General features: G+C 61.7%; 26 protein-coding genes and 3 pseudogenes. 14 read left to right on the plus strand and 15 right to left on the minus strand.

Annotated elements, in window-relative coordinates:
* Positions 1–171, minus strand: a pseudogene (locus tag AWB66_RS25355) (alcohol dehydrogenase catalytic domain-containing protein); the annotation flags it as partial.
* 312 nt (positions 172–483) lie between these two features.
* On the opposite strand from AWB66_RS25355, the pseudogene AWB66_RS25360 reads away from it, so the two are divergent.
* Positions 484–1,636 (plus strand): annotated as a pseudogene (locus AWB66_RS25360) (IS30 family transposase).
* 358 nt (positions 1,637–1,994) lie between these two features.
* Here the strand turns inward: AWB66_RS25360 and AWB66_RS25365 are convergent.
* The gene (locus AWB66_RS25365; RefSeq protein ID WP_087632839.1) at positions 1,995–3,674 is read right to left on the minus strand and encodes a putative bifunctional diguanylate cyclase/phosphodiesterase; all 1,680 of its coding nucleotides are present in this window, start codon (positions 3,672–3,674) and stop codon (positions 1,995–1,997) included.
* Positions 3,675–3,903: 229 nt separating this feature from the next.
* Positions 3,904–4,308: a hypothetical protein gene (locus tag AWB66_RS25370; protein WP_327355367.1), complete on the minus strand. Its 405-nt coding sequence runs from the start codon at positions 4,306–4,308 to the stop codon at positions 3,904–3,906.
* Positions 4,309–4,457: 149 nt separating this feature from the next.
* Here AWB66_RS25370 and AWB66_RS35295 point away from each other — a divergent pair.
* Positions 4,458–4,630 (plus strand): annotated as a pseudogene (locus AWB66_RS35295) (DDE-type integrase/transposase/recombinase); the annotation flags it as partial.
* A gap of 25 nt (positions 4,631–4,655) precedes the next feature.
* Here AWB66_RS35295 and AWB66_RS25380 read toward each other — a convergent pair.
* Positions 4,656–4,928, minus strand: a complete 273-nt coding sequence (locus tag AWB66_RS25380) for a sugar-binding domain-containing protein (RefSeq protein ID WP_087632841.1) — start codon at positions 4,926–4,928, stop codon at positions 4,656–4,658.
* A gap of 321 nt (positions 4,929–5,249) precedes the next feature.
* Between AWB66_RS25380 and AWB66_RS25385 the strand changes: the two genes are divergently transcribed.
* Genes AWB66_RS25385 through hutG form a run of 5 tightly spaced genes read left to right on the plus strand, consistent with a single transcriptional unit; the run spans position 5,250 to position 9,169 of the window.
* Positions 5,250–5,999: an IclR family transcriptional regulator gene (locus AWB66_RS25385; RefSeq protein WP_087632842.1), complete on the plus strand. Its 750-nt coding sequence runs from the start codon at positions 5,250–5,252 to the stop codon at positions 5,997–5,999.
* A gap of 28 nt (positions 6,000–6,027) precedes the next feature.
* Positions 6,028–6,783 (plus strand): transporter substrate-binding domain-containing protein, encoded by a 756-nt coding sequence (locus tag AWB66_RS25390; protein WP_087632843.1) that lies wholly within the window; start codon positions 6,028–6,030, stop codon positions 6,781–6,783.
* Positions 6,784–6,801: 18 nt separating this feature from the next.
* The gene (locus tag AWB66_RS25395; protein WP_087632844.1) at positions 6,802–7,470 is read left to right on the plus strand and encodes an amino acid ABC transporter permease; all 669 of its coding nucleotides are present in this window, start codon (positions 6,802–6,804) and stop codon (positions 7,468–7,470) included.
* Entirely contained in the window at positions 7,467–8,234 is a 768-nt protein-coding gene (locus AWB66_RS25400; protein ID WP_087632845.1) for an amino acid ABC transporter ATP-binding protein, read from the plus strand. Before AWB66_RS25395 ends, AWB66_RS25400 begins: the two co-directional genes overlap by 4 nt.
* The gene (hutG, locus tag AWB66_RS25405) at positions 8,231–9,169 is read left to right on the plus strand and encodes a formimidoylglutamase (protein WP_087632846.1); all 939 of its coding nucleotides are present in this window, start codon (positions 8,231–8,233) and stop codon (positions 9,167–9,169) included. Before AWB66_RS25400 ends, hutG begins: the two co-directional genes overlap by 4 nt.
* Before the next feature lie 52 nt (positions 9,170–9,221).
* On the opposite strand, the gene AWB66_RS25410 is transcribed toward hutG, so the two are convergent.
* Genes AWB66_RS25410 through AWB66_RS25430 form a run of 5 tightly spaced genes read right to left on the minus strand, consistent with a single transcriptional unit; the run spans position 9,222 to position 14,142 of the window.
* A complete protein-coding gene (locus AWB66_RS25410; RefSeq protein WP_087632847.1) occupies positions 9,222–10,538 on the minus strand; it encodes an NAD(P)/FAD-dependent oxidoreductase in 1,317 nt (438 codons plus the stop codon).
* 20 nt (positions 10,539–10,558) lie between these two features.
* Positions 10,559–11,350, minus strand: coding sequence for an ABC transporter ATP-binding protein (locus AWB66_RS25415; protein ID WP_087632848.1), 792 nt, complete (start codon positions 11,348–11,350; stop codon positions 10,559–10,561).
* Positions 11,338–12,144 (minus strand): ABC transporter permease, encoded by an 807-nt coding sequence (locus AWB66_RS25420; RefSeq protein ID WP_087632849.1) that lies wholly within the window; start codon positions 12,142–12,144, stop codon positions 11,338–11,340. Before AWB66_RS25420 ends, AWB66_RS25415 begins: the two co-directional genes overlap by 13 nt.
* A gap of 16 nt (positions 12,145–12,160) precedes the next feature.
* Positions 12,161–13,153, minus strand: a complete 993-nt coding sequence (locus AWB66_RS25425; protein ID WP_200819062.1) for an ABC transporter substrate-binding protein — start codon at positions 13,151–13,153, stop codon at positions 12,161–12,163.
* Positions 13,154–13,179: 26 nt separating this feature from the next.
* Positions 13,180–14,142, minus strand: a complete 963-nt coding sequence (locus AWB66_RS25430) for a LysR family transcriptional regulator (protein ID WP_087632851.1) — start codon at positions 14,140–14,142, stop codon at positions 13,180–13,182.
* Positions 14,143–15,000: 858 nt separating this feature from the next.
* On the opposite strand from AWB66_RS25430, the gene AWB66_RS25435 reads away from it, so the two are divergent.
* From AWB66_RS25435 to AWB66_RS25450, 4 genes are all read left to right on the plus strand, one after another.
* Positions 15,001–15,933, plus strand: coding sequence for a serine hydrolase domain-containing protein (locus AWB66_RS25435; RefSeq protein ID WP_125469785.1), 933 nt, complete (start codon positions 15,001–15,003; stop codon positions 15,931–15,933).
* A gap of 319 nt (positions 15,934–16,252) precedes the next feature.
* The gene (locus tag AWB66_RS25440; protein WP_087632853.1) at positions 16,253–16,480 is read left to right on the plus strand and encodes a hypothetical protein; all 228 of its coding nucleotides are present in this window, start codon (positions 16,253–16,255) and stop codon (positions 16,478–16,480) included.
* On the plus strand, positions 16,477–16,755 hold the full coding sequence (locus tag AWB66_RS25445; RefSeq protein ID WP_087632854.1) for a hypothetical protein: 279 nt from the start codon (positions 16,477–16,479) through the stop codon (positions 16,753–16,755). The genes AWB66_RS25440 and AWB66_RS25445 overlap by 4 nt, the downstream gene beginning before the upstream one ends.
* A gap of 167 nt (positions 16,756–16,922) precedes the next feature.
* The gene (locus AWB66_RS25450; protein ID WP_087632855.1) at positions 16,923–17,123 is read left to right on the plus strand and encodes a hypothetical protein; all 201 of its coding nucleotides are present in this window, start codon (positions 16,923–16,925) and stop codon (positions 17,121–17,123) included.
* Positions 17,124–17,153: 30 nt separating this feature from the next.
* Here the strand turns inward: AWB66_RS25450 and AWB66_RS25455 are convergent, their stop codons facing one another.
* The 4 genes from AWB66_RS25455 to AWB66_RS25470 all read right to left on the minus strand — a co-directional run bounded on the left by AWB66_RS25455 (position 17,154) and on the right by AWB66_RS25470 (position 20,574).
* Positions 17,154–17,420, minus strand: a complete 267-nt coding sequence (locus tag AWB66_RS25455) for a Kelch repeat-containing protein (protein ID WP_235021231.1) — start codon at positions 17,418–17,420, stop codon at positions 17,154–17,156.
* A 126-nt stretch (positions 17,421–17,546) separates the two neighbouring features.
* Positions 17,547–18,080: a DUF4142 domain-containing protein gene (locus tag AWB66_RS25460; RefSeq protein ID WP_087632857.1), complete on the minus strand. Its 534-nt coding sequence runs from the start codon at positions 18,078–18,080 to the stop codon at positions 17,547–17,549.
* Positions 18,081–18,160: 80 nt separating this feature from the next.
* Entirely contained in the window at positions 18,161–18,478 is a 318-nt protein-coding gene (locus AWB66_RS25465; protein WP_087632858.1) for a four-helix bundle copper-binding protein, read from the minus strand.
* A gap of 296 nt (positions 18,479–18,774) precedes the next feature.
* Positions 18,775–20,574, minus strand: a complete 1,800-nt coding sequence (locus tag AWB66_RS25470) for a thiamine pyrophosphate-requiring protein (protein ID WP_087632859.1) — start codon at positions 20,572–20,574, stop codon at positions 18,775–18,777.
* Between the two features lie 282 nt (positions 20,575–20,856).
* Here AWB66_RS25470 and AWB66_RS25475 point away from each other — a divergent pair, with 282 nt between their 5' ends.
* Positions 20,857–22,194 carry a Gfo/Idh/MocA family protein gene (locus tag AWB66_RS25475; RefSeq protein WP_087632860.1) on the plus strand — a complete coding sequence of 446 codons (1,338 nt, stop codon included), beginning with the start codon at positions 20,857–20,859 and terminating at the stop codon, positions 22,192–22,194.
* A gap of 65 nt (positions 22,195–22,259) precedes the next feature.
* Here AWB66_RS25475 and AWB66_RS25480 read toward each other — a convergent pair whose 3' ends face one another.
* On the minus strand, positions 22,260–23,180 hold the full coding sequence (locus AWB66_RS25480) for a sterol desaturase family protein (RefSeq protein WP_087632861.1): 921 nt from the start codon (positions 23,178–23,180) through the stop codon (positions 22,260–22,262).
* 299 nt (positions 23,181–23,479) lie between these two features.
* On the opposite strand from AWB66_RS25480, the gene AWB66_RS25485 reads away from it, so the two are divergent.
* Entirely contained in the window at positions 23,480–23,689 is a 210-nt protein-coding gene (locus AWB66_RS25485) for a CsbD family protein (RefSeq protein ID WP_087632862.1), read from the plus strand.
* 118 nt (positions 23,690–23,807) lie between these two features.
* Here AWB66_RS25485 and AWB66_RS25490 read toward each other — a convergent pair whose 3' ends face one another.
* A complete protein-coding gene (locus AWB66_RS25490) occupies positions 23,808–24,026 on the minus strand; it encodes a hypothetical protein (protein ID WP_125469786.1) in 219 nt (72 codons plus the stop codon).
* Positions 24,027–24,274: 248 nt separating this feature from the next.
* Between AWB66_RS25490 and AWB66_RS25495 the strand changes: the two genes are divergently transcribed.
* Positions 24,275–24,754, plus strand: a complete 480-nt coding sequence (locus AWB66_RS25495; RefSeq protein WP_407642323.1) for a low affinity iron permease family protein — start codon at positions 24,275–24,277, stop codon at positions 24,752–24,754.
* Positions 24,755–24,817: the final 63 nt, after the last annotated feature.

The following is a 24,817-nucleotide window of genomic DNA, read 5'->3' on the forward strand; positions in this document are numbered from 1 at the left end:
GATGTCGCCGGCTTCCATGCCGGGCATAAAGCCGTCGTAGAGATGTAGATCCGAGCCGCAGATCGCGCACGACGTGACCTTGACGATTGCGTCGCGCGGATGCTCGATAGTGGGGTCCGGCACCGTATCGCATCGAATGTCCTTCTTGCCATGCCATCTGAGCGCTTTCATGTCTGCCAGCAATGGACGTACCGCATGAATCCGATGCGCAGTGCTTGCGAGGCATGGCGCGCGGATTCTTGAGAGTTCAGGGAGCGTCGGTGCCGCGAAGCGGTCTGCGCAGGCAGGAAATGGAATGCCTATACCTAACGACTGCCATAACGTGATCATTTGAACCAGCAGTTCCCAGGCCGCCGTATGTGCCCACGATGTTGCAAAGCAGTGCGCAGCCGACGAACCGTCGGCGAACGCCTTATACCGAATGGCGGATTCAACCAGTCGATGCAACACAATGAACGCTGCGTCGACCGCAGGAGTGTTGCGATGAAACAAAGACTCAGGATCTATCACAGTGAGAGCCAGAAGGTGCTGATGTGGGAGCGCTGGCGTGCGGGTGAGTCGCTGCAGCACATTGCGCAGCTATTGATCGCAATCATTCATCCGTGGCGGGAATACTGGCGCAAACTGGAGGGATCCAGCCGCGACGGCGATCGGAGCGGTCGCTCACACTTGCCGAGCGCGAAGAAATCTCAAGAGTCTCGCAGCAGATCATTCGATCCAGTCGATCGCACGGCGCCTGTCGCGAGCGCCTTCCACAATCTGCCGTGAGATTAAGCGCAACAGCGGCGAGAGAGGCTATCGGGCCGACTCCGCCGATCAGCTTGCCTGGCAGCGGGCGCTGCGCCCGAAGGTGTGCAAACTGGTCACGAAACCGGCGCTGGCAAAAATCGTGGGCGCAAAGCTGCAACTGCAGTGGTCGCCGCAGCAGGTCGCCGGATGGCTGAAGCGGGCGTGGCCGGGCAACGAGGATTTCCACGTGTCACACGAAACGATCTATCGAACGCTGTTCATTCAGGCACGCGGTGCGCTAAAAAAAGAGTGGCTGGAGCACCTGCGGCGCACCCGTGCCATGCGGCGCTCACGTCATCACACGCAGAAGACTGAGGATCACGGCCGTATCCGCGATGCTGTTTCGATCTGCGAACGTCCCGCTCCAGTTGAAGACCGCGCAGTTCCGGGGCACTGGGAAGGCGACCTCCTGTGCGGAAGCGGTAACAGCCAGATTGCAACGCTTGTAGAGCGACAGACACGTTATGTCATGCTGGTCAAGCATGACAGCAAGGACAGTGAAACGGTGGCTAACGCGCTCATCAAACACGCGGAGACGCTTCCCCAGGAGCTCTATAAATCCCTCACCTGGGATCGGGGCACGGAGATGGCGGGACACAAGCGGTTCACCGTTGCCACCGACGTCGCCGTGTATTTCTGTGATCCCAAACACCCATGGCAACGTGGTTCCAACGAGAACACAAATGGGCTGTTGAGACAGTACTTTCCAAAAGGCATCGACCTATCGGCTTATTCGCAGGCCAAACTCAACGCTGTAGCGAGACCGCTAAACGAGCGGCCAAGGAAGACATTGGATTACGAGACGCCAGCCGAACGATTCCATCAGGCTATTGCATCGACTGGTTGAATCCGCCAATCGAAAGCGGACAGTAGGAGGCCGACGGGACTGGTTCTTTAAACGAAAATGCACGTTTGACATTTACGCGCATTAGCCACGGCGCGTACGTGCACCTCGCGTCAATGGTCAGCCTTCGGGTGGTAGTCCTGCCATTGTGCTGTTGGTCGCCTTCCTAGGCGGATCGTGTTGTCATAGCCGTTCCCATAGTTGCTTGCCAAGTGGGAGTCGCAGGTTCTGGAAGAGAGCATTGTTGCTGGTGCCATTGGCGCGCTTTGCCATTGGATATCGAGTTGCCGGGCTTTAGCGCGCGTGTAGGCGCGCATAGGAAGATGCCTGGCTTAGCGAGCAGCCGACTGCGCGTTGACCGCTAACGCAATCCGCTTCGTGCGTTTTGCGACGACGAAACCGCGGCCGGCCCGAACCGCGTCTCGGCGTAAGGTTCGATGCGCGCTGCCGGCACCGGCTTGCCAATGAAATATCCCTGCGCGGCATCGCACCCGAGCTCCTTGACGAGAACGAGCTGGGTTTCGGTTTCGATGCCTTCCGCAACCGTTGCCATGCCCAGCGCGCGCGCGAGCGCCACCATCGCTTCGACCATCGCACGTGCCTGGTGACGGGTCTCCTCAACGGTGAGCTTCTGCACGAACGACTTGTCGATCTTAATGCGATCGACAGGCAGCCGTATGAGGTACGCAAGACTCGAGTAGCCGGTGCCGAAATCGTCGAGCGAGACGGTCACGCCAAGCTTTCGTACGGCCGACAGCGCGCGCGACGCGGAGGCGAAGTCGCTCATGACGGCAGTCTCCGTCACTTCGATGTCGAGTACGGAAGCGCATACGCCGGACGCCTCGGCCGCCTCCGAAACCAGTGCGGCGAGATCGCAGTTCTGAATCGTCATGGCCGACAGATTGACGGCGACCTTGAATGGCTCGCGGTCCGCCGCCTGCCACTGCGCCGCCTGGTGGAACGCGAGGCGAATTAGCCATCCGCCTGTCGCCTCGTCGGCCGGCGATTCAAGCAGCACGTGGAGGAATTCGGCCGGCGCGAGCAGCCCCAGTTGCGGATGGTTCCATCTCAGAAGCGCCTCGGCTCCGTAGATGCGGCCGGTATGCAAGTCCAGCTGTGGCTGGTAGTGCAGTTCGAACTGGCGCTCGGCGCTTGCGCTTTCCAGATCCGCACGTAGCCGCAGGCGATGCGAGAGGCGCTGCGCATCCTCCTTGCCAAACCACCACACGCGCGAGCCGCCCGCGCGCTTCGCCTGATACATCGCGGTGTCGGCGTTGCGCAGCAGCTCGCCCGCATTCGATGCCGCCTCGGGGTAGCGCGCCACGCCGATGCTCGCGCCCACCGAGGCGCGCACGCACGGTGTCTGAATTGGCTCGTGCATGCGTGCTATGACATCGCGTGCGACGCGCGCGGCCTCGCCCGCGGGGGCGTCAACGAGGAAAATTACGAATTCGTCACCGCCGATGCGCGAAACATGGGCGCGTTCGGCGAACATGTCCGAAAGACGCTCGCCTATCGCACGCAGCACTTCATCGCCTGCCGCGTGGCCAAATGAATCGTTGATATCCTTGAAGCGATCAAGGTCGATGAAGAGCAGATCGACAGAAGCGGCCGCGCCTTCGTCAACCAGACGGTTTAGCCGCAGCAGCAGTTCCCGCCGGTTGATGAGGCCGGTCAGTTCGTCGTGCGTGGCTTGGCGCGACAAGCGTTCGGAGATCGCGCGCGCTTCAGTGACATCGCGAACCAGCACGATGACACCGCCATCGCACGGAAATGCGCGCACTTCAAACCAGGCACCGAGCGGCGGGTAGAACTCGGTAGCGGTGCTCGACACGCCGGTTTCGGCTGCCTGCCGATAGGCTGCTTCGTAGCTCGACCCGATGAGGTCTGGGTACTCGGCCCAGATCTCGCGGCCCAGCAGATCCTCGGGTCGGCGCTTCAGCAACCGTGCAGCGGTGCGGTTGAGGTTGCGAAACTTCCACTCCCGGTCGAGCGACATCACTCCGTCGGTAATGTGATCGAGCACTTGAAAATCTTCCACGCCCTGCCCTCCCCTCCCTGACTTTAACGTCGCCACAGTTCTCGGCCAATCTTCGTGGAATTCCACAATGCCGTATCCTATTATGATTCGAGTATTTTTGGGAACGAAAGGTTTTACTGAACATGCGCTGCCCGTTCGCTGCGCGCGCAGTCATTGCAACGCCGCGCGATTTTCTATTGCTCCTCGCTAGCAAGCCGAAAGATCGGTGTTGCTCCGTGGTACTCGACGATCACCCCTCGTTTTCCAGCAGCACGGCAAGGGTGCCGCGCTCGCTCTGGCAGCCTGCCTCGTAGTCAACGTCGTGCGGCGTGAGATGCTGGATCGAGCGCAACAATCGCGGCGCGAAGCGTGCGCCGAAGCGCGCGACCAGCGCGTCGCGCTCGGTATCGCCAGCGTTCGCGAGCGCGCGTAACTCCGCGACTGGCAAGCCGACGAATAGGTCCAGCGGGAAAGGCGATGAGTCTGGGTCGTCATCCGGACTTACGGGCGAACGAATCCGCAAGCCAGGCTGCACGTGTGTCTCGAGTTCCATCGTGAACGTGTAGCGCGCGTTGCACGCAAGCGCGGTCTTTGCCTCGCTCAGTAGGAACGGCGCGATGGACTTGACGGTAGCGAGTTCTTCGTCGTTGAGCATGATCGATCTCGTCGGGCGCCGATTATGTCGGCGCGGGCCTCAGACAATGGGCGGTGAGCGTCGCCGTGCGCGGCGAGCGGAACAGAGGCTGCATAGTCCCTTCGTACGCGCTTAATCCCGGCGCAAACGCCGTGCCGGATACTCGGCGGATTGAACAAGACCATCGAAGCGTCAGACCAGAATGAACGTAATGCTTGGGTTCAAACGCTTTAGGAGTGCCGCGTTTACGATTTCAGGCAGTGAGCTGATGCAACGAATTCGCACGGGGCAGTTCGACCTCTGCGCTCTCGGACTCAAGGATAGCGCGGCACCCGCCGTCTAAATCCGTTGAGAAGTTCTGAGCGGGTTCAGTGTTGCAGCAACTCCTGTGCTGTATTGAGGTCCGTAACAAGGCCGGCCATCCATCGCCCCTTCAGTGCCGCGAGCACGCCGTGTCGTTTGCCCGGGCCTCCAGCAATAGCAATCATCGGTATGGAGGCAAGGCGTTCGAGTTGGATGCTGGTCACGCGGTCTGTCCAACCGCTTTTTTTTGACAAGGCCGCCATTTCGGTCAAGTGGCCAGCAAGAATCTCGGCAACGGTGCCTTCTGCGGCAAGTTCACTCGCCTCTTCCGGCGTCATGAGATCGCTCGGGCACGACCGGCGGCGCCTATCTTCTGGCGGCCCGCCCGCTTCGCTACGAATCGCCGCGTGCCCGCGCGCTGCCGCGTCCGCTTGCGGCTTAACGGAGTATGTGAATCGCTGGCGGGACAGCGTCGGCGCGTGACGAACGCCACAAGTCCGGCAAAAAATCGCGAACACCGCCTCGCGCGCGGCGATTTTCCTTACATGGGTCCGGGAAAACCCTGTACTTCAATTCCCACTCGATGGGAAAGCAGTTTTTGATCCGCGAGAAACTTCTGGCATTCTCTGCCCATCGCTATTCGGCTTTGGTGTCGCTTCTTGAACCACGATCAATCTGTCACGGGTGCAGAACGGGTCCTTCTCGTATTGGCCGCGCTTTCCAGTCATGGTCAAGCCATGTCCGCGAAGGATCTGCTCGCCGTTACCGGACTGGCGCAAAGCACGCTCTACAGACAGATCGCGCTTCTCAAGCGTTGGGGATTCGTCGCCGAGCACGCGGGCTACTATGCCCCGGGGCCGATCAGCCTTCAGCTTGCGCACGGTTTCGATGTCAACTCGCTGCTCGTCGAAGCGAGCCGCAATGAAATGCAGAAGCTTGCGCGCCTCTCGCAGGAAAGCGTGGGACTGGTCGTCGCGGTCAAGAATCAGGTGATGTGCGTCGAGATGTTCGACAGCGAGCATTCCCTGCGTTGCTCGTTCGAAAGGGGGCGAGCCGTACCGCTCAGGGCCGGCGCGTCGGCCAAGTCGTTATTGGCCTTCATGACCGACAAGGTACGCGCCGACGTCCTGAACAGCGTATTTCACGGTGACTCCGCCGGCCGCGCAATCGTCGAAACCGAGCTGGATGCGATTCGGGCACAGGGCTACGCCGTGAGCGACAGCGAAGTCGATCCCGGGGTGTGGGGCGTCAGCGCCCCGATTTTCCATCGGATCGGGCGCGCGGCGAGCAGCGGCGCCTCGATCACGTTGATGGCGCCCTCCACCCGCGCCGTGGGGCGCGAGAGCCAATTTATCGACGCCACCGTGCGAGCCGCGCGATGCATTTCCGAGCGCATGCAAACCGACTGACCCGCCTATTCCCCAAAGGACCTTGGACATGAAACTGCAACGACTGTTTTCTCTCGCGTGCATTGCATTTGCTGCGACTTTCGCGGCGCTTCCGCTTAGCGCGGCTGCGCAGACTCCGGATGTCGTGCGCGTGGCGACCGATGCCACCTTCCCGCCGATGGAGTTCACCGAGAACGGCGCGCGCACCGGTTTCGACGTCGACATCATGAACGCGCTCGTCAAGGCGATGGGCAAGCGGGTCGAATGGACCGACATCGACTTCAAAGGGCTGATTCCGGGCCTGATTGCCCATCGCTTTGACGCCGCCATCTCCGGCATCTACATCACCGACGAGCGCAGCAAGGTGGTCGATTTCACCGAACCGTACTTTGCCGGCGGGCTCGTTGCACTGGTCAAGAGCAATTCGCCGATCAAGACGATTGCCGACCTCAATGGCAAGAAGGTCTCCGTGCAGGTCGGCACGAAGTCGGTGAATTTCCTGCGCGACAACTTCCCGCAAGTCACGCGCGTCGAAGTCGAAAAGAATCAGGAGATGTTCGATCTGGTCGGGATCGGCCGGGCGGATGCGGCAGTGACGGGCAAACCGGCTGCATTGCAACTCGCCAAGACGCGTCCGGGTTTCCGCGTCCTCGACAAGCAGCTCACCACCGAAGCCTATGGGATCGCCGTGCGCAAGGACGCGCCCGAACTGAAGGCCGCGTTCAACGCCGCGCTCGTGAAGATCAAGGCGGATGGCACGTATGCGGCGATCGTTCGCAAGTGGTTCGGCGCCGACTCGCAATAAACGGACTTAGCCCTAAAAATGGAACTCGACTTCTCGCCGGTCCTGTCCGGCTGGACGGACATCGCGCACGGCGCGGTGGTGACGGTAGAGGTGACCGCCGCCGCACTCGCGCTAAGTTGCGTGCTCGGCTTGCTGATCGGTATCGGCAGGCTCACACCGCAGCGACGCATCGTGTACGGCTTTTGCACCGCCTACCTGACGTTCTTCCGTGGCACGCCGTTGCTCGTGCAATTGTTTCTGCTGTTCTTTGGCTTGCCGCAATTCGGCATTTTGCTGCCCGCGTTCGTGTGCGGCATGCTCGGGCTGGGACTCTATTCGGCGGCCTATGTCTCCGAAATCGTGCGCGGTGCGATTCAATCGGTGGATCGCGGTCAGATGGAGGCCGCGCGTTCGATCGGCATGTCGTCGGGGCAGGCGATGCGCGCCGTGATCCTGCCGCAGGCGATCGTGCGGATGATTCCGCCGCTCGGCAACGAGTTCATCGCGCTGATCAAGAATTCGGCGCTCGTCTCGCTCTTGACGATCGATGACCTGATGCACGAAGGACAGAAGATCATCAGCGTCTCGTACCGGTCGCTCGAAGTCTACCTGGCGATCGCGCTGGTGTATCTCGTGCTGACGCAGGCGACGAATTATGCGCTGCATCGCGTCGAACGCCGTCTGCGTGCAGGAGGAATGGTGCAATGAACAACACTTCTCAACCGATCGTCCAGATTCGCGGACTAACCAAATCGTTTGGCCCGCATGTCGTCTTGAACGGCATCGACTTCGACATTCAGCCGCAGCAGGTCGTCGTCGTAATCGGCCCCAGCGGCTCGGGCAAGAGCACGTTCCTGCGCTGCTGCAACGGCCTGGAGCAAGCAGAAGGCGGCACGATCGACGTCTGCGGCCATCGACTGGTGGATCACGGCGTGATGCTCAAGGAGCGGTCTCTCAACGCATTGCGGACCGAAGTGGGCATGGTGTTCCAGTCGTTCAATCTGTTCCCGCATCTTTCCGTGCTGCATAACATCACCGTCGGTCCACGCATGCTGCGAGGCACGCCCAAGGCCGAGGCCGAAGCACAGGCTCTTGCGTTGCTGGAAAAGGTCGGTCTTGCGCACAAGGCCGCCGTGATGCCGGCGAGCCTGTCGGGCGGTCAGAAGCAGCGGGTCGCCATCGCCCGCGCGCTCGCGATGCGCCCTCGCGTGATGCTGTTCGATGAGCCGACTTCCGCGCTGGACCCGGAGTTGGTGGGCGAGGTGCTTCAGGTGATGAAGCTGCTTGCGAGCGAAGGCATGACGATGGTGGTCGTGACGCACGAGATGGGCTTCGCGAAGGAAGTCGCCGACGTGGTCGTGGTCATGGATGGCGGCGTGATCGTCGAAGCCGGGCCGCCCTCGACGATTTTTTCCGCGCCGTCGCAACCGCGCACGCGTGCCTTCCTGCAAGCGGTCTTGTCGCGCTCATGAACGTTCCGTTCGATCAAAACGTCTGGCGCGGCCGCTCCGATACCCAGGAGCCCGGCGACACCCGGCGCGTGTTCAACCAGATCGCTCCGCTCGTGAAGGGCCAGCAAGTCGACGATGCCGCCGTGATCATCGGTTTCTGTTCCGACGAAGGCGTGCGCCGCAACCAGGGCCGAGTCGGCGCGGCACACGGTCCGAAGCAATTGAGAGCGGCTCTCGCGGGCCTGCCGGCGAAGGCATCGTCGACCGTATTCGATGCGGGCGACGTCGTCTGTGACGATGGGAGTCTCGAAGCCGCGCAAGCCAATCTGGCACGCGTCATCAGTGAGGTACTCGCCTGCGGCGGACGGCCGATCGTGTTCGGCGGCGGCCATGAAGTGGCATGGGGAACCTACAGCGGATTGCGCCAGCATCTGGGCGGCACGGGCGACCGTCGGCTCATGATTCTGAACTTCGATGCGCATTTCGATTTACGGCAGTCGCGGCCGGCGAGTTCAGGCACGCCGTTCGATCAGATCGCCTGCGATTGCGCAACGCGCGGCCTGCCGTTCGACTACGTGTGTCTGGGCGTCAGCGACCTCGCGAATACGGCGGCGCTTTTCGAGCGTGCGCGCGAACTCGGCGTGCGCTACGTGCTCGACACGGACATGCAGGAGTCGCAGCTCGCGAAACGGCTGGACGAACTGGAGCGCATGATCGACGCGGCCGACGACATCTATCTGACCATCGACCTCGACGTGCTTCCCGGCGCCGCCGCTCCCGGCGTGTCGGCGCCAGCGGTGTTGGGCGTGCCGCTGTCGGTCGTCGAGGCGATGATCAGGCGCGTGCGTGCATCCGGCAAACTGCGGGCAGCGGATCTCGCCGAGTTCAACCCCGCCTTCGATCAGGACCGACGCACAGCCCTCGCCGCAGCGCGGCTCGCGCATCGTTTGTTATAGCGCCATGTTGCGCGATCCGCGATCTGTCGTCATGCGATCTTCCTCGTGACGATCAACGTTCCAGGCCCGCGACCGCGGCCTGGTATCGGATCGCGGACACGACGCCGATTCGCCTGAAGGGTTCGGGCGGCAGCCAGTTGGGTTCATCGAGACTCAGCGCATCGGTCAGGTGTTGCGACTGCGATCCGACGGCCATTTCGCCCAGCAGCTTGCCGTACATGCTTCCCTTGAGCACACCGGCGCCATTGCAGCCCAGCGACGCGAAGATCCCCGGACGGAACGCGCCGAAGAACGTCGCGCCGTTGCGCGTCAGCGCCGTCGTGCCTCCCCATACGTGCTCGAAACGGTGCGACTTCATCGCCGGATAGCGGCGTCGATAGCTGCCCGTCAGTTGGGTGAGCGTCTTCTCGGCCGACTGTTCGCGCTCGTAGGAGTAAGCGCTGCGCACGAGGAACCGCCCGTCGAGGGTGCGACGGAGCGTCGTGCCCAGACGGTTCGCGGGAATCACGCCCCACTCCGGCGCAGTGCCGAGTTTCGCGAGTTCGTCCTCGGGCAGGCGCGGTGTCATGGCCGCATACGTGAAGATGGTGATCAGCCGGTCGCGCAGGATGCCGAGCGCCTTCGCGAACCCATTGTTCGCGACGATCACGCGATCCGCCGTGAACTCGCCGTTCGCCGTGCTCGCTCGAAACGGCGCGGTATGCGTGAGACTGAGGACCGCTTCTTCTTCGAGCAGCACGACATTGCGCGGCAGCGTGTCGGCGAGTCCGCGAATCAGCGCGGCCGGCTGCACGAACACATTGTTCGGCGAATGGTAGCCGTAGCGGTAGTAGTCCGTGCCGAGCTTCCCGCGCAGGCCGTCGCGATCGTATTCGGTAAAAGACACGCCCCACTCGCGGTACTGATCGAGCGTCGACTTGAGATTGCGGATGCCGTCGTCGCTCGCGGCGGCGTGAAACTTGCCCACTGCATTCCAGCCGCACTCGATTTCGTTGTCCCGCACCAGTTGCCCGAGCCAGTCGAGCCCCGCGTCGTACATGCGAATCTGCTTCTTCGCGACTTCCAGCGTGCTCGTATGCCCGCCGAGCCGCGTATTGTGCGGCAGGTTGATCAGAAACCCCGAGTTGCGCCCGGCCGACCCCTCGCCGATCGTGGATGCATCGAGCACGAGCACTTCCCTGTCGGGTTCGAGTTCGGCCACGCGCCGCGCGGCCGCGAGCCCGGTGTAACCGGCGCCGATCACGATCGTGCCGAACCGCCGGCCGGCGGGCATCGTTCTCGATGGTGAGCGCGGCGAGAGCAGCGCGTTCCAGCCACACTGGTTCTTGTAGACCGGATAAAGTCCGGATGCTTTGGAGGATGGGTTCATCGGTTGTCGCGGTTGGTGGCCTAATGCCCGGCAGGCGTGCCGAGGCTCTTCATGACTTCGGCCTGGACGGTGTTCCAGATCGCGGACTTGAGCTCGTTGAAGCGCGGCGACAGTTGCACGGCGGCGTCGCGCGGCAGCGGCAGGTCGTTGTCGATGTCGCAGACCACGCGGCCCGGCCGCGCGCCCATGATGATCATTCTGGTCGAGAGCATCAGCGCCTCGTCGATCGAGTGCGTGATGAAGACGATCGTCTTGCCGCTCTTCTCGTAGATCTGCAGCAGTTCCTCCTGCAACACCTGCCGCGTCATCGCATCGAGGGCGGCGAACGGCTCGTCGAGCAGGATGACGTCGGGATCGTTCGCGAGCACGCGCGCAATCGACACGCGCTGCCGCATGCCGCCCGAGAGCGCCTTCGGATACGCGCTCGCGAAATCCTTCAGGCCGACCATTTCGACGTAACGCATCGCCGCCGCGCGCCGCGCCTTGGCGGCCATGCCCTTCATCTTCAGGCCGAACGCGACGTTGTCGAGCACCGTCATCCAAGGGAACAGCGCGTACTGCTGGAACACCATGCCGCAGTGCGGATCAACATCAGTTACCGGCCGACCGTTGACGACGACCCGGCCCGAGCTCGGCCGCTCGAAGCCGGCAATCAGATTGAGCAAGGTCGACTTGCCGCACCCGGACGCGCCGAGCAAGACGAGGAACTCGCCCTTTCGGACGTGCAGGTCCACGCCGTCGAGCGCCTTGAAATCGCCAAAATTCTTGGTGACGTGCTCGATGGAAATCATGTTCGGATTCACTGTTGCCATTTCAGGACCCTTGCTTCGATTTTGCGGGAGACGACGTCGATGACGAGCACGGTGATGCTGATCATGACCATGCCGAGCATGACCGCATCGGTCTGGAAGAACTCCTTGCCGTTCATGATCAGAAAGCCGAGCCCCTCCTTGGCCGCGACGAGTTCGGCGGAGATGACACACGTCCAGGACAGACCGAGGATCACCTTGAAGCCGCTGATGATTTGCGCAAGGCTGCCCGGCAGCACGACTTCGCGCATGACCTGCCAGCGATTTGCGCCAAGGTTGCGTGCCGCGCGAATCAACAGCGGATCGATGCTGCGGGTCGCCTCGATCACGTAGATCAACGCGGGCGCGAAGGTGCCCATGAACACGATGCTGTACTTTTGCGTCTCGTTGATTCCGAACCACAAGAGCGACAGCGGAATCCAGCTCATCGACGGCAACGGACGCAGGAAAGAAAGCAGCGGATCGAACACCGCGCGTGCGCGCGGCGCCGTGCCAAGAAAGATGCCGAGCGGAATGGCGATCAGCGCGGCGGCGCAAAAGCCGACCATCACGCGCCGCGTGGACGCGAGGACGTGGCCGAGCAGCGTTCCGTCGGCGGACATCTTCAGCGCCAGCGCGAAGATCTGGCTCGGCGAGGGAAGGAAGATGGGATCGATCAGTTCGGCGCGGCAGGCCGCTTCCCATCCGAACAGAAAGACGACGACCGAAGCCAGACTGAGATAGACGAGACGCGGCGCACGGCGCTTGGCCGTAGCCGGCGCGCTCCCGGCGACGGGTTGTACGATGCTTTGTGGCATGGGGTGTGCTCCGGCATCAAAGATAGGACGTGTCAATCCAGTCACGCACAGATGGCGACTTGTCGAGCTGCTTGTGCGTGACGAGGAGATCCGACAGCTTCTGCAGTCCCGTCATGAACTTCGACGAAGGTTGCAACAGGCTTTGCTGCTGTGCGTGGTCGTACCAGGACGCTTCCTTGATGGTGGCGATCTGGTCCGGCAGCGGCAGGCCGGTCAGTTCCGTCAGGTACTTCGCCGCCTCGGCGGGCTTGTCGCGCAGCATCACGGACGCCTGGAAATACGCCGTCAGAAACTTGCGGACCTGCTCCGGGCTCTTGCTCCCGAACGCACGCCGCACGACCAGCACATCGGGACCGGGCGTCACGCCGAACTGCTTGTAGAGGCTGAAGCTCGTGTCGTCGGCGAGCAGCTTCATGTCGGGCATCGCGCGGACCTTGCTGAAGTACGGCGTCCACACGGCGGCGGCATCGATCTGCCTGCCCTTCAACGCGGATGTCAGTTCCGGCGCGGGCACGTTCAGGAGGCTCACGTCCCGCTCGGGGTCCAGTCCTGCGCCGGCCAGCAGGTCGAGCACGAGAAGATGACTGCTCGAGGCGAACGTGACGCCGATCTTCTTGCCCTTGAGCGCCTGCACGGAGCGGATATCGTCGGCCGCGAACAGCCCTTCGACCTTGCCGAAATCTTCCGCGGCGCCCGCTACCGCGAAGTGCTTCGAGCCGCGCGCCATCAATGCGAGCGCGGACACGATGCCGGTGCCGGCGATGTCGATATTGCCCGACAGCAGCGCCGAAAGCCGTGCCGACGAAGTGCCGAAGGACTGCCACTTCACGTCCAGCCCGTTCGCCGCGAACAGGCCGCTCTTGATCGCGATGTAGGCGGGATAGTGGCCGAGCCATGCCGATCCTCCATAGTTGATCACGTTGTCGGCTGCCGCCGCGACGCGCGAGAGCGCGAGGCCGGCAGCGGCGCCCGCGGACGCGAGCATGAAGGTCCGTCGTCGCAAATTCATGGTTGTCTCCTTTGAATTATCTATCGTCAGTTGAGGTGCAGCTTCGCGCCGATGCCCGGAAGCAGGGTCCGGATTTCGGGGAAAACGGTGGTGTCCAGTACGCGCCGGCTCGTCTGGTAGAAGTACTCGGCCATTTCCTCGTACTCGCCGGCACGCGAGATTTGATAGATCGTCCGTGTCAGCGCCGGTCCCTTGATCGGCACGACATGCACGTCCTTGAGATAGGCCCGGCTTTGCAGCAGAACGAGCGGGCTGGTGATGGCCCACCCGAGGTCCGCGGCCACCATCGCGAGCACGACGTCTGACGCGTCGATCTCGATGTGCCGCTTCGCGGCAATGCCGCGCCGCCGGAGATAGCGCTCGGTCAGGGCGCCGTAGTGAGAGCGGGTGCTGAAGCGCACGAGCGGCAGCGTCTGTGCGAGCAATGGCAGGTCCGCCTCCGCGCACGATTCAGCGCGTGCGGCAGGCAGCACCACGACGAACGGCTCCGTGAAAAGCGGCCGCCTGACGAGCTTGTCCATGTCCTCCATGGGGTCCGATGTCACGATGAGATCGAGCTGCCGCTGCAGCAACGCCTGCGCATGGCTGTACGCGAGTCCCGACCACAGCAGGACTTGGCTCCCTTCGACGATGGCAGCCTTGATAACGGCAGGGCCAACGGTCGCCGCATAGGAGTCGATCATGCCGACGCGGATTTCCGGCCGGTTCGTCAAATCGGCTTCGCGGACGATGGCGATCAGCCGGTCCATCTCGTCGATCACGCTGTGCGCGTGGCGTCTGAGCGCAATGCCGGCCGCGGTGAGCTTCAGCGGCCGCCGGGTACGGTCGAGCACCTTGGTGCCGAGCGTCTCCTCGATCTGCACGACCGCTTGCGAAATGGCTGATTGCGTCACGCCAAGGCTTGCCGCCGCAGCCGAAAGGCTGCCGCCGGATGCGACTGCTTCGAAAACGCGCAAAGAGCGAATGTCGAGCCGCTGCAGTTCGTTCACGTCGTCTCCATCGTTTATATTTTTAACGATACTAATTTAAAGGCACTATTTTGGCGTGTTTTGCGGTTCTGTATTAGATAATCTAATAGTGTATTGAAGCCAGACTGAAACCGGCGTCGATACGGAGTTGCGCCGCGTGGCGCTCGAGCCGTTGGCTGGCTGCGGAGAACAAGTGAGGACCTTCCGCAAAAGTGCTTTGCGAGAAATCTCGCCCGCCGCCCTTAAGTGAAACGAGGATCGCTCGTGAGCTAAGCAGAAACGGAGGTCGCCCTATCGCAGGGGTTATCGTCCCGTTCAATCAATGCGCCGGCAGCGTGTCGCTGTCGCAAGCGACCAGTTCGTCAATGAGTCACGGACTCGCCAGCGGCGTTCGACGAGCCGACGCTGCGCCTGCAACCTGCTACCTGCAAGCAGGCCACTCGCCTTCTTCGGTCAGCAGTTCCAGACGCTTCAGGTGCTTGCGAAGAAACCGCTGCTCGTCGATGTCGGGCGGCTGACGGACCACGTTGATCTGATGCACGACGGGCTCCCGTCAGCGTGACCTGCCACGAGTCCATGCGCACTAGCGACCGGGGATCGGCGTTAGGCTTGCCAGTGTTAGCACGAGCGTGCAGCGCCGCCGCAGCCGCCATACGGACCCCAACCTGGATACCTTCTGCCGGTTCTTGCTCATGCAAGCTAAGGTTGTGCGAAAAACTTAGCAAGATCTGACGGCAAGCGCCGTTCCGACGTAAGCGCGGAACACGCTTTGCTCGCCTGAACGGTACGTATCGGCGGAGCCTGTCATGATCCTTGGACCCGACCGAAGAAGCCGAGCCGCACGACGCGCCGAATAATCAGCATGCGACCGAGGCGACAATGAAAAGTCACGCAACTCTCGCTGCGCTAGGCGAACAGCTCGCGCAAACTACCAATGGCATTCGTGCGTTCGTCGTTGCCCGCGACGGCCGCACTTTGTTTGAACACTTCCGGCACGATGTCCAGCCGTCGGACTTGCAAGAGATCAATTCGGTGACGAAGAGCGTTGTCGGCATGCTGGCGGGGATCGCGTTGCGCGTCGGAGCGCTTCGCGACGTGCAGCAGGTCATCGGCGAGTTTCTGCCTGAAGCGCGCTCGAGAGAGATCGATGAACGTGTGCGAAACATCACGATCGAACAGCTACTGACAATGACCTCCGGCTTCGAATGGGACGAACGCACGGTTGACGAATGTCTGCTTGGCGCGTGTTCCCGGCTCGGCGGCGAGCGACTGCGCTTCATTCTTAGCAGGCCGCTCGCGTATGCGCCCGGCACGCACTTCAACTACGATTCCCACGCCACTCACCTTCTTTCGGTTGTGTTGGCGCGCGCGACCGGCCGCGCACTCGACCGGTTCGCGCGCGAAGCGCTCTTCGATCCGCTCGGCATCGAACGCTTCGAATGGATAGTGGACGAGGAAGGGCATGCGTTCGCGGGTCGCGGACTGTCGCTTACCACGCGCGACATGGCGAAACTCGGCTTGGTCATGCCGTCAGGCGGCGAATGGCAAGGCAAGCGCCTGCTCGACGAGCCATACGCCCGCGAAGCCGCGATGCCACACAGCGCGGGCGGTTGGCCGGTGGGCGATGCGCGCTATGGCTATCTGTGGTGGGTCGAGCCGCGCGGTTATTTTGCGACCGGGTTCGGAGAGCAGTTCATTTTCGTCGTTCCCGAGGAACGAATCGTTGCGGCCGTAAGTTCCGACAACAACAAGGCGCCCAAGCACGCACGAAGCTTATTCGACAAATACGTGTGCGATGCGCGCGCTGTCTAGCGGACGCATAGGTTTTGCGACCGGCACTTGGAGCCGTCGATCGTGTCGGGGACGGTTTACCTCGCGGCTGCTTAACGGACGATCTTAAGCGACGCGACTTCCGCATGATTTCGCGCCCTTCTTGGCCCGCCGCTAGAGATTGACCACGATCTCTTGCACTTTTGTCGATTGACACACGGCGACGAGCGCCTCGCATCCAAAAAGGTCCAAGCGACGAAGCGAGGGCGCGCATCGACAGGTCCGGCGCTTGCTGTGTTCGATACAGAGCGCGCGGTTCAATGGGACCTGCGCATCACGTCACGCACTGAGGGAGCCCACCATGCAGCACGATCCCGATCCGTCGAGCACAAGCGAGCGCGTACCCTATGCCACCGCTGACGACATGGACGAACCGGTCGGTCGCATCGAAACGCCCGCTGCGCCTCCGCCCGAGACGAAGCAAACGCAAGCAGATCAGCGTGAGAAGCGCACGCACGAGGCGTCGGAGAACGAATTGCCGTCGACGCAGGAGAAAAACCCGGTGCCACCGAACTCGACCAAGCCGTGATCCCTTGGGCACTGCTGGTGGCGGCCGCCCTAATCATCGGGATTGTCTGCTACGCGCACTATGAGATCCCGGGCTTCACGCGCGGAGTGGGCAAGCGACGCACGGCGCATCTCGTGCTCATCGTAGTCGGACTTGCGTTTGGCGCGATGGCCGCGTACACGCTCAACCTGCCAATGCCCGCCTGGCTCGCGGTACTGCCCGGATTCGGCACGATTCACGTACCCGCTGCCGCCATCCTTGGACTCAAGAGGCTACGCGGCTCGGGAATGTCATAACCGCCGCTCGCACGTCGATCGGAGAATGTTTGCCGCCTTGCGTCCGCATGCGTTGGATTACGGACGGGGTACAAACGGTCTTGTGCAACGCACTGTAAGTTACCCTTGGGAGGAAATTACATGCCGGGCGGCCGTTCAGTATTGCCACCTAGCTTAAGGAGACTATCATGCACTTACCTCGCGTCGATTTCATCGGACCGGACACTGTCCCCGCTGTCGCAACGGCGGTCGTCACCGATTCCAAGGACGAGATATTTACCGCGCAAGCGCTGAATTCCATTCCTACCGAAGCAGATGCATATCGCTTCTCCGACGCCCGCGCGGACCCCGAAGCTCGACTCCACCCCCTTGTCACTTTCTTCGAATGACGGGGCTCTTTCGACTTCGCTAAAGGCGTGTTAGCCGGCGGTCCACACTTCGTGAATCGAAGTCTGAAAGGCGCCGCCATTCATCGGACCGCCGCCGGCCACATGGATCGCATCCGCGATCATGACCGCGCCCATTCCGTGACGCGGCGTAAGCATGGGAGCATAGGCCTCCCACGTGCCGGTGCATGGATCATAAGTTTCGATCTGCCCAAAGACGCAACGCGTCCCCTCGCCACCCATGCAAAAAAACTTGCCGCGCCAGACGACGCCGCCGTGCCGCGAGCGCGGCGTCGGCATCGGCGCTCGCCCGCCTAGATGGCGCACCCTTCCGTTCATCGGAAGCTTCGCATGCGCGCATCGTCTTCTCCCCGAGTTCCGCTCGACGCCGCGCAGGCCGAGACCGCTGCGGTCTATGCGTTCGATTTACTGAACGCCTTTCTTTGCAGCCAGAGCCTGCGCCATCTTCAGATGCTCCTGGATCGTCGGCAAAGCCTTTGCTGCCGCTTTCTTCAAGTCGGCGTTCTGGCCGCTTTCCGCTTCCTTCTGGAACGCTTCGACGGCCTTCTGATGCCCCTCTACGCCGACGCTCTTGATGTACGCAGTGTCGAACTCCTTGCCCTTCAAACCCTTTAGCGAATCCAGAACGGTCGTGTCCGAGTTGTCCCTGGGAACTGCCACGCCGTGCGGCGCCGCCATCTTCAATTCGAGCGTGAGCTTCGTGTGATCGACCATCATGTGATGCGCAAAGTTCTTCACATCTTTGTCCTGCGATTGCTTGGTGGCAAGCTTCGCGGCATCGATTTCGGTCGAACCCGACATGGACGCTGCCTGCACGAACTCCTTGTCTTGAGGTGGAAGGTCGTTTGCCATTGTTGTGCTGGCCGCCTGCGTCTGCGCGAAGGCAGGCAATGCGGCTAAGGCGAGCGTCATCGGCAAAACAAGCATTTTCGTTTTCATTGGATTTCCTTCAGGTTGATGGGGTGATAGGCAATTAGCAATGCGGATGCCGCGTCGAATACTGTTCGGCACGCGTCTGTTCAAAGTGCCCGACACGCTTCGGCGCACGCGCGGCAGGCATCACTGCACGCCTGACAGTGATCGGCGGGGTGCCGGCCGCATTCGTCCGCGCAGGCGTCGCAAATGCGCGCGCATAGGTCGCAGAAGTCGCGCATGAACTGCGAATCTCGCGCGAGTGCTTCCGACGTGAAGCGGCACAACGCAGCGCAATCCAGATCGAGCCGTATGCACTTCTCCATGTCGGGGAGATTCCCCTCCGCGATACACGACGACGCGCAGTGTTGGCATGCAGCCGCGCAGCGATCGAGCGCGGCCATACAGTCGAGGTATTGGCTCATGTCGGTTTCCTTCAGATGTGGAGAGATCCATGCCGATTTTTAGCAAGCGCCGGACCCGCCTGGCGCGCTGGCAAGTTATGCGACGGTTAGCGCAACCCGGCATGCAGCGCGCTTTTGCTTCAAGCATTCCGCTCAGACTCGCATCGACGCATGAAACGCGCAAGGCTTAACCGGCTTGTATTGAGCGCGGGCATCATCGCAGGAGTCGGCGCGGTCTGGGTCGCGACCGAATGGGCGCGTCTGCGACGCACGCCCGCCGTCAGCACGGACAGCGAGCGCACCGGAATATGCCACGCTCACTTTCCGTCTTTGTGCCCCGGCAACACAGCGCTCAACACTTGCTTGGCAGTATCGAGCAGCACGTGGGTCTGATCCGGATCGCCCTTCATCAGCGTGGTCGCGAACGCCTTCGCCTGCGCCATCGTGATGTGCGGCGGCAGGGGCGGCACGTTCGGATCGGCCTTCACCTCGATCACGACCGGACGGTCCGAAGCTAGCGCTTCGTCCCACGCGGCGCCCAAGCGTTCGGCATCGTCGACGTAGATGCCCTTCAGGCCGATCAGTTCGGCAAACTTGTGATACGCCACCGAAGGAATATCCTGCGATGCCTCGAACTTCGGATCGCCTTCCATCACGCGTTGCTCCCACGTCACCTGATTCAGGTCCTCGTTGTTCAGCACCATGCAGATCCAGCGCGGATTCGCCCATTGCCTCCAGTATTTCGATACCGTGATCAGCTCGGCCATGTTGTTCATCTGCATGGCGCCGTCGCCGACGAGCGCGAACACCGGACGATCCGGGAATGCGAACTTCGCGGCGATCGCGTAAGGTACGGCCGCGCCCATCGAAGCGAGGCCGCCCGAAAGCGAACACTTCATGCCGCGCTGCACTTTCAGATCGCGCGCGTACCAGTTCGCACACGAACCCGAGTCGCTCGTGACGATCGCATCGGCAGGAATGCGCTTCGACAGTTCCCACACGCTGCGCTGCGGATTGACACCGCCCTTCGCCGGTTCGAGCGCGCGCTTTTCCAGCGTCTTCCACCAATCGGCGGTCCAGCCTTCGATCTTCTTGCGCCAGGCGCGATCCGTCTTTTCGGTGAGCAGCGGTAGCAATGCGTTAAGGGTTTCCGCGCTATCGCCAACGAGGTTCACTTCCATCGGATAACGCAGGCTCAACATGTCTGCCTTGATGTCGATCTGCACGCCGCGCGCCGCGCCCTCCTTCGGCAGAAACTCCGAATACGGAAAGCCTGATCCGATCATCAGGAGCGTGTCGCATTCCATCATCATGTCGTAGCTCGGCTTCGTGCCGAGGAGGCCGATCGAGCCCGTGACCCACGTCAGGTCGTCAGGCAGTACCGCCTTGCCGAGCAGCGCCTTTGCGACGCCCGCACCCAACTTCTCCGCCACGGCGATAACCTCGTCGGTGGCATCGAGCGCACCGGCGCCGACGAGGATCGCCACCTTCTTGCCTTCGTTCAGCACCTCGGCGGCACGGCGAAGATCGGCATCGTGCGGCACGACTTTCGGCGCGCTGAAGCCGACGCCGGAATGGACGGTGCCATGTTTGCGTCCCGGCGGTTCGTACTCCAGTTCCTGCAGATCGTTGGGCAACACGATCGCCGTGACCTTGCGCTGCGAGAGCGCCGTGCGCACGGCACGATCGACGAGATGGCGCACTTGGGCCGGCACGCTTGCCTGCTGCACGAACGCGCCCGCGACGTCCTTGAACGTCGACACGAGATCGAGTTCCTGCTGATAGTGTCCGCCGAGCGAGGCGCGCGCTTGCTGCCCGGAAATCGCAAGCACCGGCATGTGGTCCATGCGGGCGTCGTAGAGGCCGGTGATCAGATGCGAGGCGCCCGGCCCCGAGGTAGCGATGCACACGCCCAGCTCGCCGGTAAATTTCGCATGCGCGGACGCCATGAACGCGGCCATCTCTTCGTGACGTACCTGCACGAACTCGATCTTGTCCTTCGCGCGATTGAGTGCACCGAACACGCCGTTGATGCCGTCACCGGGATATCCGAAGATGCGGCGCACACCCCACGCATGAAGACGCTCGACCAGAAAGTCCCCGACTGTCTCGCTCATTGCCTGCTCCTTTCACTGAATGCACGTTGCCCGCAATCCGTGTGCCGCGATGGGGGCGAACGTTCCGCTCCATCCGACACGCGCGATGGACAAAGCGTTGATCCCAGCGAGTAACTTTCATCATGGAGTGATACAACAATTACTCGGCGAAGCGAGTCGAAGCGGATCGCGACGGAGCGTCGGCGCGCCCTGGCCCGGTTCATCTGGCATGATCGATGCTGAGACGAACGCGCGGTTTGTTTGCACAACCTACTCGACGCGAGCGCCTTCACGGAGTCTTCAATGTCACCTCGCAGCCCACGCGAAAATCCCCAAGAAACTATAAGCGCCGCGACTTCCGGTGACGACATCGCGCCGCCCCCCAACACCCGACGTTCGTTTCTCCAGCGCGGCAGTGCGGGTATCGCTGCCGCGCTCGCCGCAGGATCGGCGGGCAACGTGTGGGCGACCGGTGCACCCGGCGCGGATACGAATCAGGTCAGACTTCCGCTAATTCAGGACCCTGACACCGAGCAGAAGGAGCAAACACCCGACGCCAACTTGCCGCCCGACGATCGCGTCGGCTACGCCGTGGTCGGGCTCGGGCGGCTGTCGTTGAATCAGATTCTGCCCGCGCTTTCGCATTGCAAGTACTCAAGGCCGGCGGCGCTCGTCTCGGGCGATCGCGCCAAGGCGCTCAAGGTCGCGCGGCAATACGGCATCGCGGATACGGACGTGCTCGATTATCAAAGGTTCGAGCGTCTCGCCGACAACCCGCGCATACAGGTCGTCTATATCGTGCTGCCCAACGGCATGCACAAGGAGTACACGTTGCGCGCCGCGAAGATCGGCAAACACGTGCTCTGCGAGAAACCGATGGCAACCAGCGTCGCGGACTGCCAGGCGATGATCGACGCGTGCCGGCGCGCGGGCCGCAAGCTGATGATCGCCTACCGCAGCCAGTATGAACCCATGGACCGCATGATCGCGAAGATGGTCAGAGAGAACAAGCTCGGGCCGCTGCGCGAGTTCGTCGCGGGAAATTCGCAGAACGTCGGCGACCCAACTCAGTGGCGGCTCAACAAGGCGCTCGCGGGTGGCGGCGCGCTGCCCGATATCGGGCTCTATTGCCTGAACGCGGCGCGCTTTCTGTCGGGCGAGGAACCGCTCGACGTGATCGCATCGGTGCACAAGCCGGACGGCGATCCGCGTTTCGTCGAAGTAGAGGAATCGGTGCAATTCATCCTGCGCTTTCCGAGCGGGCTCACGGCGACCTGCATGTCGAGCTATGCGAGTCACGAGTCGCGATTCTTCCGGCTGCAAGGATCGCAGGGATGGGTAGAGATGGACCCCGCATTCGGCTACAACGGTTTGCGCATGCGGCACGGGATGCTCGTCGATGGCAAGAGCGCGACGACCGAATTGCAGATCGATCCGCAAGACCAGTTCGCGCGCGAAATCGATCACATGTCGGTGTGCGTCAAGAACGATATCACGCCGCATACACCGGGCGAGGAGGGTCTGCAGGATCAGCGCATCATGGAGGCGATCTACGAATCGGCGCGCACAGGACGCGTCGTGAAGATCGCAAGGCTTGCCGCGTCGACGCGCGGGCCTGATCCACACGAAGAGACGTTTTAGTCCGTTCCCCTTGGTTAAAGGCCGGGCTTAACTGTCGACCTTTGCACCGACAATACGAAATCCGTTCACCGTCCCGGCTTTACTTGAACCGTGCGACATGCCGCCGAATTCTTTAGACGTAGGGCCGCGGTTGTTTCATCCACACCGTCCGCGCGCCAGCCCGGCGGCAGGATCACATAGCAGATGGCAGTCCATACGCTGCCGGCCGACGCGACATCACGCGCAAGACTCACCCAGTGCTCGAATTCGACGACGAGCGGATTGCGGGACCGTGTCGGAGTCGTGAGACCGTAGCGGCAAGGCTCATCGGCGCGTTCTTCGACATACGTGCCGAACAGGCGGTCGAATATCACCAGCACACCGCCAAAGTTCGCATCGAGATAATCGACGTTCGATGCGTGGTGCACGCGATGCGCGGAAGGCGTATTGAACACGTATTCGAACCAGCCGAGTTTCGGGGTCCACGTGTTATGCAGCCAGAACTGGTACAGCAAGTTGAAGCTGAGCGTTGCCAGCACGATTTCCGGACGCACACCAAGCCATACCAGCGGCGCAAAGAAGATGGCCGAGCCGGTCAGCTTCCCGGTCACTCCTAGACGATAAGCCGACGACAGCGTCAACTGGTTCGGCGAGTGATGAACCGCATGCGTCGCCCAAAAGAAGCGGATGCGGTGCGACGCGCGGTGGTACCAGTAATAGCAGAACTCCTGGCCGATAAAGAGCAGGAACACCATCAGCGCGCTGTTCAGCGTTCCGGTGAAAATCCGATGATCCCAGACGAGCGCGAAAACAGGGGTCGCGAGCGAAAGCGGCAACAGCGCAAGCAGCTTGCGGCCAGCAACATCGGCGAGCGAAATCCAGACTTCATACCAGTCGAAGGGCGTGGCGCTATCGCGCTGTCTGCGCGTGAGCACGCAAGCCTCGATCAGCGAGATGCAAACGATGAACAACGTGACATACAGCGCGATTTTTCCAGTGCTGAACATGATGGGCGATTGGCAAGTTGAGAATGGCGCGCCGTCTGCGGGAAAAAGCCGCGGTCGCGTCGGGTGAAGCCAATGTAGCGGGCTGCCCGGTTACATGCCATCCAAAAACTATGTCGCCGAATGTCACAGCAGGCGGCCGGCATCGCACAGCGCTGCTTCCTCACTTTGAAGTGCTTCCTGGCTTTGGTGCAGAAATCTGCGGCCCCCTCCGCTTTGCACTAAAGCCGATCGACTAAGGTTGGCACTGTCCTTGCGGTATGACAGTGTCTGCAATCCGCAGGCGATTACGGAGAGTCGTCATGAACGAAGATCAAGTCAAGGGCGTTGGAGAGAAGGTAAAGGGCAAGATCAACGAAGGCGTCGGGAAAATGACTGACGACCCCGCTCAGGAAGCCAAGGGCGATGCGCAGCAGGTGGCGGGCGAAGCCCGAAAGGAAGTGGGAGATGCCAAGGAAGATCTAAAGGACGCCGCCGACCGCGCCGACGACACCCCAACTTCGGCACCGTAATTTGACGCCGGAAAAAATAAAGGCCCGCCGTAGCGGGCACGTCGTTTGAAATCGCGTTCTTGCGGCCCTTGCAAGAACGCGAGTTCAAATAGCCGCTGAGACAATTAAATTTGAGCCTTTAAAAACCTTGCCCGTCGAGCCTCGCATCGATGACTTCGTGCAGCCGAAACAGCGCCATTTTCAACTTGCCGTCGTCCGCCAGCTTTTCGACCACGTGCAGTACTTCCTGCTCGAACGGGTCGGGTTTGACGATGTGTTCCGTCTGCTGAATGAGCGCTTCGAGTTCTACATAGAACTGGCTGGGGTACGGACCGACGTGACGGTTGATCTGGTTCATGAGGACCGTCCAACGTTCGGCAAGCTGATTCAACGTTTCCGGGCAGAGCGATTTCACAAGGTCCCCCTTTCACGCGAAAAAGACGTGTTAGTCGTCAATGTTATACAGGCTCGCGCCTGCACTCGCCAACAGGGACGGACCATATTTCACTGAAGGCTTCGTCCACGAAATGTCGACGTAAGGGAACGCGTCTTGCTCACCGGCTCTTCATACGATAGAGGAGTCGAGCCGTGCGCAACAATCCGCCCCTGTCCACTGACGAACTCGAGACGGTACCGGACACGTCGAGCCCCGCCTATGCTGCGGGCCATCCGCTCACACGCGCCTTCGATGCGTTTGCCAGCGCCGTTACCCGCTGGGCCGGGTCGCCACTCGCGTTTGCGCTAGCGGTGACGTCGGTCGTTGTCTGGGCCGTCACCGGTCCGTTCTTTCATTACTCCGAGAACTGGCAACTCGTGATCAACACCGGCACGACGATCATCACGTTCGTCATGGTCTTCCTGATCCAGCAGAGCCAGAACAAGGACAGCGTTGCCTTGCATCTGAAGCTCAACGAGTTGATCGCATCGCATCGCGCGGCGAGCGACAAGCTGATCGGCATCGAGGACGCAAGCGAGGAAGAGTTGCGGCGGCTTGCGGCGGCATATCTGCGCGTCGCGAGCGGCACGACGACGGACGTCGCGCCGTCCGAAGAAGACAGTCTCGTGCAGAAGGCGGAGGACTGCTGAGGAGCAGGCGGTACACAATTTGCTGTCGACGATTTGCACATGATTTCCGAGCCGGCGACGGCT

It is taken from the genome of Caballeronia telluris (assembly GCF_001544495.1).
Classification (GTDB): Bacteria; Pseudomonadota; Gammaproteobacteria; order Burkholderiales; family Burkholderiaceae; genus Caballeronia; species Caballeronia telluris.

Bases quoted from the DNA above. Each gene is read 5' to 3' on its own strand.
- AWB66_RS25425 (WP_200819062.1), bottom strand. From the start codon at position 13,153: ATGAATTTGCGACGACGGACCTTCATGCTCGCGTCCGCGGGCGCCGCT.
- AWB66_RS25395 (WP_087632844.1), top strand. From the start codon at position 6,802: ATGGAACTCGACTTCTCGCCGGTCCTGTCCGGCTGGACGGACATCGCG.
- AWB66_RS25435 (WP_125469785.1), top strand. From the start codon at position 15,001: ATGAAAAGTCACGCAACTCTCGCTGCGCTAGGCGAACAGCTCGCGCAA.
- AWB66_RS25450 (WP_087632855.1), top strand. From the start codon at position 16,923: ATGCACTTACCTCGCGTCGATTTCATCGGACCGGACACTGTCCCCGCT.
- AWB66_RS25415 (WP_087632848.1), bottom strand. From the start codon at position 11,350: ATGGCAACAGTGAATCCGAACATGATTTCCATCGAGCACGTCACCAAG.
- AWB66_RS25455 (WP_235021231.1), bottom strand. From the start codon at position 17,420: ATGCCGACGCCGCGCTCGCGGCACGGCGGCGTCGTCTGGCGCGGCAAG.
- AWB66_RS25485 (WP_087632862.1), top strand. From the start codon at position 23,480: ATGAACGAAGATCAAGTCAAGGGCGTTGGAGAGAAGGTAAAGGGCAAG.
- hutG (WP_087632846.1), top strand. From the start codon at position 8,231: ATGAACGTTCCGTTCGATCAAAACGTCTGGCGCGGCCGCTCCGATACC.
- AWB66_RS25465 (WP_087632858.1), bottom strand. From the start codon at position 18,478: ATGAGCCAATACCTCGACTGTATGGCCGCGCTCGATCGCTGCGCGGCT.
- AWB66_RS25380 (WP_087632841.1), bottom strand. From the start codon at position 4,928: ATGACGCCGGAAGAGGCGAGTGAACTTGCCGCAGAAGGCACCGTTGCC.
- AWB66_RS25390 (WP_087632843.1), top strand. From the start codon at position 6,028: ATGAAACTGCAACGACTGTTTTCTCTCGCGTGCATTGCATTTGCTGCG.
- AWB66_RS25410 (WP_087632847.1), bottom strand. From the start codon at position 10,538: ATGAACCCATCCTCCAAAGCATCCGGACTTTATCCGGTCTACAAGAAC.
- AWB66_RS25480 (WP_087632861.1), bottom strand. From the start codon at position 23,180: ATGTTCAGCACTGGAAAAATCGCGCTGTATGTCACGTTGTTCATCGTT.
- AWB66_RS25475 (WP_087632860.1), top strand. From the start codon at position 20,857: ATGTCACCTCGCAGCCCACGCGAAAATCCCCAAGAAACTATAAGCGCC.
- AWB66_RS25420 (WP_087632849.1), bottom strand. From the start codon at position 12,144: ATGCCACAAAGCATCGTACAACCCGTCGCCGGGAGCGCGCCGGCTACG.
- AWB66_RS25460 (WP_087632857.1), bottom strand. From the start codon at position 18,080: ATGAAAACGAAAATGCTTGTTTTGCCGATGACGCTCGCCTTAGCCGCA.
- AWB66_RS25470 (WP_087632859.1), bottom strand. From the start codon at position 20,574: ATGAGCGAGACAGTCGGGGACTTTCTGGTCGAGCGTCTTCATGCGTGG.
- AWB66_RS25400 (WP_087632845.1), top strand. From the start codon at position 7,467: ATGAACAACACTTCTCAACCGATCGTCCAGATTCGCGGACTAACCAAA.
- AWB66_RS25490 (WP_125469786.1), bottom strand. From the start codon at position 24,026: ATGAACCAGATCAACCGTCACGTCGGTCCGTACCCCAGCCAGTTCTAT.
- AWB66_RS25440 (WP_087632853.1), top strand. From the start codon at position 16,253: ATGCAGCACGATCCCGATCCGTCGAGCACAAGCGAGCGCGTACCCTAT.
- AWB66_RS25370 (WP_327355367.1), bottom strand. From the start codon at position 4,308: ATGCTCAACGACGAAGAACTCGCTACCGTCAAGTCCATCGCGCCGTTC.